7 protein-coding genes and 4 pseudogenes are annotated in these 9,441 nt (G+C 66.3%); 6 read left to right on the top strand and 5 right to left on the bottom strand.

Annotated features, from left to right (window positions below; genetic code table 11):
• The first annotated feature begins 252 nt into the window (after nucleotides 1-252).
• Nucleotides 253-927 carry a fibronectin type III domain-containing protein gene (locus ACFWX1_RS19280; protein WP_378389045.1) on the top strand — a complete coding sequence of 225 codons (675 nt, stop codon included), beginning with the start codon at nucleotides 253-255 and terminating at the stop codon, nucleotides 925-927.
• Nucleotides 928-944: 17 nt separating this feature from the next.
• Here ACFWX1_RS19280 and uvrA read toward each other — a convergent pair whose 3' ends face one another.
• On the bottom strand, nucleotides 945-3,800 hold the full coding sequence (gene uvrA / locus ACFWX1_RS19275) for an excinuclease ABC subunit UvrA (protein ID WP_378389043.1): 2,856 nt from the start codon (nucleotides 3,798-3,800) through the stop codon (nucleotides 945-947).
• Nucleotides 3,801-4,229: 429 nt separating this feature from the next.
• On the opposite strand from uvrA, the gene ACFWX1_RS19270 reads away from it, so the two are divergent.
• Complete coding sequence (locus ACFWX1_RS19270) at nucleotides 4,230-4,907, top strand: MBL fold metallo-hydrolase (RefSeq protein ID WP_378389041.1); 678 nt, start codon at nucleotides 4,230-4,232, stop codon at nucleotides 4,905-4,907.
• A 218-nt stretch (nucleotides 4,908-5,125) separates the two neighbouring features.
• On the opposite strand, the gene ACFWX1_RS19265 is transcribed toward ACFWX1_RS19270, so the two are convergent.
• From ACFWX1_RS19265 to ACFWX1_RS19250, 4 genes and pseudogenes are all read right to left on the bottom strand, one after another.
• Complete coding sequence (locus tag ACFWX1_RS19265) at nucleotides 5,126-5,746, bottom strand: Tn7 transposase TnsA N-terminal domain-containing protein (protein ID WP_378389120.1); 621 nt, start codon at nucleotides 5,744-5,746, stop codon at nucleotides 5,126-5,128.
• A gap of 150 nt (nucleotides 5,747-5,896) precedes the next feature.
• Nucleotides 5,897-6,106 (bottom strand): annotated as a pseudogene (locus ACFWX1_RS19260) (hypothetical protein); the annotation flags it as partial.
• A gap of 150 nt (nucleotides 6,107-6,256) precedes the next feature.
• The gene (locus tag ACFWX1_RS19255; RefSeq protein ID WP_378389039.1) at nucleotides 6,257-6,661 is read right to left on the bottom strand and encodes a type II toxin-antitoxin system VapC family toxin; all 405 of its coding nucleotides are present in this window, start codon (nucleotides 6,659-6,661) and stop codon (nucleotides 6,257-6,259) included.
• The gene (locus ACFWX1_RS19250; protein ID WP_378389037.1) at nucleotides 6,654-6,932 is read right to left on the bottom strand and encodes a type II toxin-antitoxin system Phd/YefM family antitoxin; all 279 of its coding nucleotides are present in this window, start codon (nucleotides 6,930-6,932) and stop codon (nucleotides 6,654-6,656) included. Before ACFWX1_RS19250 ends, ACFWX1_RS19255 begins: the two co-directional genes overlap by 8 nt.
• A gap of 43 nt (nucleotides 6,933-6,975) precedes the next feature.
• Between ACFWX1_RS19250 and ACFWX1_RS19245 the strand changes: the two are divergent.
• The 4 genes and pseudogenes from ACFWX1_RS19245 to ACFWX1_RS19230 form a co-directional block, all read left to right on the top strand.
• Nucleotides 6,976-7,095, top strand: a pseudogene (locus tag ACFWX1_RS19245) (MBL fold metallo-hydrolase); the annotation flags it as partial.
• A gap of 63 nt (nucleotides 7,096-7,158) precedes the next feature.
• On the top strand, nucleotides 7,159-8,037 hold the full coding sequence (locus ACFWX1_RS19240) for a hypothetical protein (protein ID WP_378389035.1): 879 nt from the start codon (nucleotides 7,159-7,161) through the stop codon (nucleotides 8,035-8,037).
• Nucleotides 8,038-8,239: 202 nt separating this feature from the next.
• A pseudogene (locus ACFWX1_RS19235) lies at nucleotides 8,240-8,434 on the top strand (MBL fold metallo-hydrolase); the annotation flags it as partial.
• A 300-nt stretch (nucleotides 8,435-8,734) separates the two neighbouring features.
• Nucleotides 8,735-9,441, top strand: a pseudogene (locus ACFWX1_RS19230) (amidohydrolase family protein); the annotation flags it as partial.

The following is a 9,441-nucleotide window of genomic DNA, read 5'->3' as shown; positions in this document are numbered from 1 at the left end:
GCCGGGGGTGTGTGGTGCCGTGCGGCGGGTGGCCTCCCACCCCCCCCCTCTTTTCTTCTGCTGTCTGCGGTCGCTTGCCGTGTTGTCCGCCCCCCCCCCCCCCCACCTTTCCGGGCGCCCGCGCCGCACACCGTCGGTTATCCCGATGATCGGGACGGCGCCCTTGCCGATCTTCGCGCCGCGTTCCTAAGCTGCCCCCGACCGGCCCACCGCGGGCAGGCACCGCCGCCTTGGAGAAAGCCGAGGTCCGCCGTGCCCGGAAAACCCCGGCACCTGCTCGTGCTGCTGGCCACGTGCCTGGCGGCGGCCGGGTGCGCGGCCCCCGCACCCGTCCCTCAGCGGGAATCCGCGACCGGGCTCACCGCGACGCTGACCACCCCGCTGGACATCGTGCTGCGCTGGCCGGATGATCCGGCCGCCGCGGGCACCATGCTCGAATTCGCCACGGATCCGAACGGGCCGTACACCACGTTGCAGTACCTGCCACCGCATCTGACGACCTACACGCATCCGGATCTGCTGCCGCAGACGTCGTTCTACTACCGGATCCGGCCGTTCTCCGGCCCCGCGTCGGCTCCCCTGACCGACGCCACGCAGCCCGCTACCCCGCCGCCCGCCGGTGCTCCGGCGCCGGTGCGCACTCCCGGCGACGCCGGCGCACCGGTGGGGTTGCGCTCGGCACGGGAAGCCGACGGCACGCTGAAGTTCACCTGGACCGACCGGACCACCGACGAGGAAGGTTTCCTTCTGGAGCAACGGAAACCCGGCACGGCGATGTTCGCGCCGGTCGAGGTGACCGGCGCGAACGCGACCTCGTGCAAGCTGTCGACGTTGCCCGGCGAGGAAGGCGCCGCCTACCGCGTGCGTGCCTTCTTCACCGGACCACCGTCACCGCTGGCGCACCAGACCACCGGTGCCCGGCGGTGACTCACGCGAGACTGTGTCTACGCAAGAACGTGGCGCAGGAACTCGCCGGTGTAGCTCTCCTCGATGCCGGCGACCTGCTCCGGCGTGCCCTCGGCGACGACGGTGCCACCGCCGGACCCGCCCTCCGGGCCCATGTCGATGATCCAGTCCGAGGTCTTGATGACGTCGAGGTTGTGCTCGATGACGATCACCGTGTTCCCCTTGTCCACCAGCCCGTTGATCACGCCGATCAGCTTGCTGATGTCCTCGAAGTGCAGACCGGTGGTCGGCTCGTCGAGAATGTAGACCGTCTTGCCGGTGGAGCGCTTCTGCAGTTCGCTGGCGAGCTTGACGCGCTGCGCTTCGCCGCCGGACAGCGTCGGCGCGGGCTGGCCCAGCCGGACGTACCCGAGCCCGACGTCGACGAGCGTCTTCAGGTGCCGGTGGATCGCCTTGATCGGCTCGAAGAACTCGGCGGCCTCCTCGATCGGCATGTCCAGCACGTCCGAGACGGTCTTGCCCTTGTAGTGCACTTCCAGCGTCTCGCGGTTGTACCGCGCGCCCTTGCACACCTCGCACGGGACGTAGACGTCCGGCAGGAAGTTCATCTCGATCTTGATCGTGCCGTCACCGGCGCAGGCCTCGCACCGGCCGCCCTTGACGTTGAAGGAGAACCGGCCCTGCTGGTAGCCGCGCACCTTCGCCTCGGTGGTCGCGGCGAACAGCTTGCGGACGTGGTCCCAGACCCCGGTGTAGGTGGCCGGGTTGGACCGCGGCGTCCGCCCGATCGGCGACTGGTCCACCCGCACGAGCTTGTCCACATTGGCCAGCCCGTTGACCCGGGTGTGCCGCCCCGGCACCTGCCGCGCGCCGTTGAGCTTGTTGGCCAGCACGGTCGCGAGGATGTCGTTGACCAGCGTCGACTTCCCCGACCCGGACACGCCGGTCACCGAGACCAGGCAACCGAGCGGGAACGACACGTCCAGCCCGCGCAGGTTGTGCTCGCGCGCGCCGACCACGGTCAGCTGGCGCTTCTTGTCGACCGGGCGCCGGATACCCGGCACGTCGATCACCCGGCGGCCGGACAGGTAGTCCCCGGTGAGCGAGCCCTTGGCGCGCAACAGCTTCTTGAAGGGTCCACTGTGGACGATGTGACCGCCGTGCTCGCCGGCACCCGGGCCGATGTCGACCACCCAGTCGCTGGCGCGGATGGTGTCCTCGTCGTGCTCGACCACGATCAGCGTGTTGCCGAGGTCGCGCAGCCGGGTCAGCGTCTCGATCAGCCGGTGGTTGTCCCGCTGGTGCAGCCCGATCGACGGCTCGTCGAGCACGTAGAGCACACCGACGAGACCGGAGCCGATCTGGGTGGCGAGCCGGATGCGCTGCGCCTCGCCGCCGGAGAGCGTGGCCGACGCCCTGTCCAGCGAGAGGTAGTTGAGCCCGACGTCGAGCAGGAAGCGCAGGCGCGCCTGGATCTCCTTGAGGACCGCGCCGGCGATCATGGACTCGCGCTTGCCGAGCTTGAGTTCGTCGAGGAACTGCGAGGCCTCCGCGATGGAGAGCGCGCAGACCTCGGCGATGGAGCGGTCGCCCTGGGTCTGGTGCTCGAGGGTGACCGCGAGGATCTCCGGCTTGAGCCGGGTGCCCTGACAGGCCGGGCACGGGACCTCGCGCATGTAGCCCTCGTACCGCTCGCGCATGTACTCGGACTCGGTCTGCTCCTGGCGGCGCTCCAGGAACGGGATCACGCCCTCGAAGTTCGCGTAGTACGACCGCTGGCGGCCGTAGCGGTTCTTGTAGCGGACGTGGACCTGCTCGTCGACACCGTGCAGAACCGCCTTCTGCGCGCGGGCGGGCAGCTTGCGCCACGGCGTGTCCATCCGGAAGCCGATGGTCTCCGACAGCGATTCGAGCAGCCGGACGAAGTAGTCCGCGGACTGCCCGCCCGCCCACGGCGCGATGGCGCCCTCGGCCAGCGACAGCTCGTCGTCCGGAACGACCAGCTCGGGGTCGACCTCCTTGCGCACGCCGATCCCGGTGCACTCGGGGCAGGCGCCGTAAGGCGAGTTGAAGGAGAACGACCGCGGCTCGAGGTCCTCGATGGCCAGCGGGTGCCCGTTGGGGCAGGCGAGGTTCTCGGAGAACCCGCGGATGCGATGCGCGTCGTTCTCCGGCAGGTCGACGAACTCCAGCTCGACCAGCCCGTCGGCCAGCCGCAGCGCCGTCTCCACCGAGTCGGTGAGCCGCTGCCGCGAACTCGCCTTCACGGTGAGCCTGTCGATCACGACGCCGATCTGGTGCTTCTCCTGCTTCTTCAGCTTCGGGGGGTCGGTGAGCGGGTGCACCGTGCCGTCGACGACCACACGCGCGTAGCCCTGCTGCTGCAGGTTCTCGAACAGGTCGACGTACTCACCCTTGCGCCCGCGCACGACCGGGGCGATCACCTGGAAGCGGGTGCCGTCGTCCATCGCGAGCACCTGGTCGACGATCTGCTGCGGGGTCTGTTTGCTGATCGCCTCACCACACTTCGGGCAGTGCGCCTTGCCCGCTCGCGCGTACAGCAGCCGGAGGTAGTCGTACACCTCGGTGATCGTGCCGACCGTCGAGCGGGGGTTGCGCGAGGTCGACTTCTGGTCGATCGACACCGCGGGCGAGAGGCCCTCGATGAAGTCGACGTCCGGCTTGTCCATCTGCCCGAGGAACTGCCGGGCGTAGGCGGACAGCGACTCGACGTAGCGACGCTGCCCTTCGGCGAAGATGGTGTCGAACGCGAGGCTCGACTTGCCGGACCCGGACAGGCCGGTGAACACGATCAGGCTGTCGCGGGGCAGATCCAGATCCACACCGCGGAGGTTGTGCTCGCGGGCGCCGCGAACAACGAGGCGATCAGCCACGCCAGGTCCCTTCAATCTTGCTGGTCAGCTGCGGGGGCCGACCCCGGTTCGAGCTACACGGGCGGCCGCGTCCCATGCTAGGACGCACCACCGACAAAAACCGGCGCCGTCTCCCTCGGCGGGGTCGCGACGGCGGCTCCGGAGGTTTCCGGCGACGGGGTGAGCAACCGGTGGACCGGTCGTTCGACGAGCATGCTGAGCGACCCCAGTTCGGCAACGCGCGGGCCGGAACGCAACTCACTTCCTGATGCACCGGATAAAGACGATACGAGATGCCCGCGGGCCGCCCGACGACCGGGGCACGTTCCGGGTTACCCGGCCGATGCGGCGAAGCACCCCGATGGGTGACCCGCCCGAGCTACCGGTCCCGCCGGGGAAGCGCCCGCGTGGGGTGGAACGCGCTGCAGCGCCACGACTACGGTGGGAGAGGTGAACATCGCCGAGACCTACACCGGGCATGTCGAGCCGGGCGGGGACGCCGCCCGCCGCACCCTGGACGCGCTGACCATCACGAAGCTGTCCGTCGGCCCGATGGACAACAACGCGTATCTGCTCGTGTGCCGCGCGGAGAACGAAGCGCTGCTGATCGACGCCGCGAACGACCCCGAGCGGATCTCCGACCTGATCGGCCACGGCCCCGACCGGCCCGCACTGCGCACGGTCGTGACCACCCACCAGCACCAGGACCACTGGCAGGCCCTGGGCGCGGTCGCGGGCGCCAACGGCGCGAACACCGCCGCCCACCCCCTCGACGCCGGCCCGCTGCCGGTACCGCCGGACTTCCTGGTCGAGCACGGGGACACGCTCTCCGTGGGCGAGATCACCCTCGAGGTCATCCACCTCCGCGGCCACACCCCCGGCTCGATCGCCCTGCTGTACCGCGATCCGTCCGGCCACCCCCACCTGTTCACCGGCGACTCCCTGTTCCCAGGCGGCGTGGGCAAGACGGGCACGCCGGAGAACTTCACGTCGCTCCTGGACGACGTCGAGACGCGAATCTTCGGCGAGCTGCCGGACGACACGTGGTTCTATCCGGGCCACGGCGACGACTCGACGCTGGGCGCGGAGCGGCCCAAGCTCGCCGAATGGCGCGAACGCGGCTGGTGAGTCACCAGTAGTCAGGGGTGTGGTTACTTTACGCCCCTGACCACTGGCAGCCTTATCGAAAGGCCAGCCGATACGGGTAAGTCAGTCGCCATTTCTCGCGCAGCGCAAGAACCGAGACATCAACACTGGTAAAATCTGCTCTCGCACGCATGGCTTGGATCTGAGGCCAGCTCACGGCACCTCCTGACAAGGCATTTTTGAGCAGGGTCGCAACCTCTTCAGACACCTCTCGCCGCATGAACTGCCGCAATGTCCGCGTTCCATCGGTCACGATAAAACCCCACCCACGCCGGGCACAGTATTTTCGGGCAGCTTCGGCTTTTTTCCTGATTGATCCAACTGGCCATGTCGGGCAGCCCTTTGACCTCTACAAGAACACATCGCCCATCGTCAAGCCACACCAACAGATCCGGGTAGTAAGTGCGCACCCTGCCGTCCAAGAAGTATTCAATGGCCACGGGCTGCTCGCAAAACCACTCAACATTAGCGGCATAGCTCAGAGTACGGACCATGTACATCTCGTTGACCGATTCGCAAGCGACCTTGCGGCCGACCTTGGCCGACTCCCATTCACTGGAGCCAGGGCGCGGATTCACTTCACGAAGTGGCGAAAAGTCCGACCGGTCTGGTGCAATCTCCGCCAAGGTTTCCGGCCACTCGACGTCGTCGAGGATGGCGGCCCAGCGTCGGGTAGCCCGTTCGGCGAAACCGGCCGCCTTGACCTCAGCGACGAGATTCTGCCGCAAGGAGGCGAGCGCGCCTCCCACCGCAGACGACAGGTCGTCCGCGCCGCGCCCGAGGTGGACACCGGCCAGAACTGCGATCAGCTCACAGACCATGCGGGGCTCCGCACCCGGAAACGCTGCCACAGAGATGGCGACCAGGCATTCTGCTAGCCCTACACCCGCTGCCACCGACTCTGCGACCAGACACGCGAAGGCATCGTGCACATGATCACTTTTTCGACGAGCTCGCCCCCGTAAACGCCGCAATGCGTTGCGTTGGAGCCGCGATATCTCCGACGAGCTCACTCCACGGATGCCACCGATCGCCTTCTGCGTCTGGGGCTCTTCCCCACTCAGCCCCAACCTTCGCGCGAGGACATCGGAATGGCTCGCAGACGCAATCTCGTCGACCGCTGTTGTAACGAGCTCCCGGATGCCCAGGATGCAATCCTGATCCCGCGCCTGGACACCCACCCAGCTGATACTTGGCAAGCCCTGCTCCCCCTCGATAGACCGGAAACACACTGCAGGGATTTCACCCTACCGGGTGACCGGTACGCCGTGCCGTTATCACATATCAGCGGCTTTCAACGCGGCCGCATCTTCGGACGAACGACAGATCACTCAGATGGCGATGACCTCAATCATGCTGTCCAGCCCTTTGAAGTCGTCAGGGTTTCGGGTGTAGAGCGGTAGCTCTCGCGAGGATGCGATGGCGGCGATCATCAGATCCATTCGACGAGGCCGCGGATCCCGCTTCGCCGCGAGAACCAGCGCAACCAATGTCCCGTAGCGGGCGGCCGCCTCACCATCGAACGGCAACGGCACGAAGTCGACGATGGCGGCACCGAGCTTCTCGGTGCGCGCCGCACGAACGGCGGCGTCCCCTGCCATCGCCACTCCCTGATGCAGTTCAGCCATGGTGACGGCGGTGAGTTCTGGGATCTTGGGCAATGCCGCGGGATCGAGCAGACCGAGGTCAATGTAAGCGCAGGTGTCGAGCACACCTGCCTCGTGGCGCTCAGTCACGAGACTGCTCCCACACGTCGTCGGAATCCACACGATCTTCGGTGCCGAAGAACTCATCAGCTTCGCGCCGCATCTGAGCAGCCTCAACCGTAGGCAACCTTCGGTGTCGCTCCACCAACTCCTCAGCAGTAAGGCGACGCCTGCGCGGTATCGGCCGCAACTCAGCCACCTCGACGCCGTTGCGAGTGACGTGGTAGGTCTCGCCTGCCTCGACAGCGTCCATGACGGCAGCAGAGTTGTTGCGGAACTCCCGCTGAGTGATCACCTTCACGAAGCCCAGTGTAGCCAAGCGTAGCTCACCGGGCTACGCCTGCATCGAGACACGGATCTTCGGCGAGCCGCCGGACGACACGTGGTCCCATCCGGGCCACGGCCGCTCGACGCTGGGCGCCGAGCGGCCCAAGCCCCCCGAGTGGCGCGAACGTGGCCGGTGAATCAGCACTAAAGGAACGCAGAGCCATTGGGCACCTCATCGTTCAGGGGCAAAATAGCTCTTCATGAAGCGCAGGCAGGCGACAGCCTTGATTGACGAGCTTCTGCGGCGCGCGCAGGGGACTGGGTGGCCGATCGACCTTGTCCGGACTGTCTACGTCTTCGGGTCTTACGCGCGAGGCGCGCTTGAGCCTGGGAACGTAGACATCGCGGTGGACATCGATCGCACCAGCGCCAGATGGCGGAGCCATTTCATCCACAGCATGAGCTATGGACAGGATCCCTACACGGTGCTCCGAGTGGCGTTACGAGGACGAAGGCGAAGCGTATCAATTCTTTTCGAGCCACACAGCGGCCATGACGACGTGCCCATGACCGTACTTTGGCAGCGTGGCGAATCTCTCGACACCGCCATCGCGCGCCTCCATGCCATACAGGCGGACTCGACCGCCCGCCGAGCCCCGCGCGACGCCATACTTCCCTGCTTCGACGGGCTCGACAAATGGGTACCTCGCTACTTACGCCAAGAACTCGAAGCCTTGATCAAGGGCCAAGTGATCACGATCGAGCAGGTCATCCTTGCGGACGCCGAACCACATGATCTCGCGATACGTGATCACATCAATGACCGCTGGGTCGCAACCAGCGCACTCCGGCGAGCTGCCCACGCAGCCCTTGCCTATCTTGAGTCGCACAAGGTAGATCTCCATACCGTCCACCTGCACAGCAAGGACATCGCCGCTCCGACAACGCCCCACTTCGTCGGTTTCGGACTCCGACATCTCAGTTCGGCACTTGACTGCTTCCGGAACTACAACGGAGTGCAGTGGCTCGAGGTTGTGCACCCAACCCAAAAGGGTCCGCTCCACGCATTGCAGATACGCCCGAATAATCGAGACAAATTATCTCAACTCAACCCGAATCCAAGCTCATTCTTCAGCTGACAGATTTCGAGTCACGCAACGGACGGGAGGAGGAGAGCAGTTCGGCTACCCTAGGTGCCGCGTTGCGCTGTACCAGACCTGCCACGGCCACAGCCTAGCCGACAGAACGCGGACCCGCTAACCAGCAAAACGCGCTACCAGTAGCCGACAGATCGCGACACACCTGACACCGCCGAGTCGCTGACGTGTTCACCGCTGTTGTGATTCACTGTTTCCTGGTGGCGTGGGCAAGACGAGGACGTCGGAGAACTTCACGTCGCTCCTGGACGACGTCGAAACGCGGATCTTCGGCGAGCTGCCGGATGACATATGGTCCTATCCGGGTCACGGGGACGACTCGTCACTGGGCGCCGAGCGTCCCGAAGCTCGCCGAGTGACCCGAACGCGTCGTAGGGGACGTTCACCGTCGCGAACGGCACGTTCGCGACACAGCCCCGGCCCGGCCCCGTCGCACGCTGTGAAGGGCCCCTTCACAGCGCTCAGCGCCGGTAAGGCCCCCTTCACGGCACCACAATCCACAAAGGACGCACGGTCGAAGAATCGGCCGGCCTGGTCGACTTCGCCCGGACAGGGGTCGCTGAACCTGGTCACCTTGGCCTCACCACCTATCGGAAAAGTGCCTTCTTGGCAGCGCGATCACGATTACATACGGTTTTGGCGGTAACCACAGGTAATCCGCCGTCGAGAGGAATTCGCCGTGAATCACTTCGTCATCACTGGCGCGCGTGTCTTCGATGGGGAGGACTCGCTCGGAACCGTTGACGTCGAAGTCGCGGACGGCAGGATCGTGAGCGTCGCGGGCAGACGTCCCGAGGGGGTCGAACTGGTCGATGGTAGCGGCGCCACGTTGCTGCCCGGCCTGATCGACGCTCACACGCATACTGACGCGGAGTCGCTCCGCCAGGCCCTGACGTTCGGGATCACCACCGAGCTCGACATGCTTTCGATCCCGGAGCGTATGAACCCGTTGCGCCGCCAGGTCGCCGAGTCGAGTGACCTCGCCGATGTGCGGTCGCCGTCCATCGGGCTCACTCCCCCGGACGGGCACCCGCATCAGCTCCGGAAAGGGGAAGGGGATCCGCCGTGGTCGACGGCCACGCGCGTGGCGGAGATTCCGGCGTTCGTCGAGGCCAGGATTCTCGAGGGCGCCGACTACCTCAAGGTGCTGGTGGAGGACGGCCACCTGTTCGGCTCGGCTCTGCCCCGTCTCGCTCCCGAGCTGGTCGCGGCGACCGTTCGCGCGGCTCACGCCCGCGACAAGATGGTCCTTGCGCACGCGATGACCATCGACACGGCCGAGCAGGTTGTCGAGGCCGGGGTCGTCGGGGGCGCGCAACGATTGATCTATCTGGCTCTGACCGCGGAGCTGAGAGAGACAATCTCCGCGCGCGGTGGGGTGGGGTT

The organism is Amycolatopsis sp. NPDC059021 (genome assembly GCF_042739895.1).
Classification (GTDB): Bacteria; Actinomycetota; Actinomycetes; order Mycobacteriales; family Pseudonocardiaceae; genus Amycolatopsis.
The sequence above is the reverse complement of the archived record's forward strand: the minus strand, read 5'-3'. Positions and strand labels throughout refer to the sequence as shown.

Excerpts from the sequence above, each read along its gene's own strand:
- ACFWX1_RS19265 (WP_378389120.1), bottom strand. The coding sequence starts at position 5,746 with ATGGTCTGTGAGCTGATCGCAGTTCTGGCCGGTGTCCACCTCGGGCGC.
- ACFWX1_RS19240 (WP_378389035.1), top strand. The coding sequence starts at position 7,159 with ATGAAGCGCAGGCAGGCGACAGCCTTGATTGACGAGCTTCTGCGGCGC.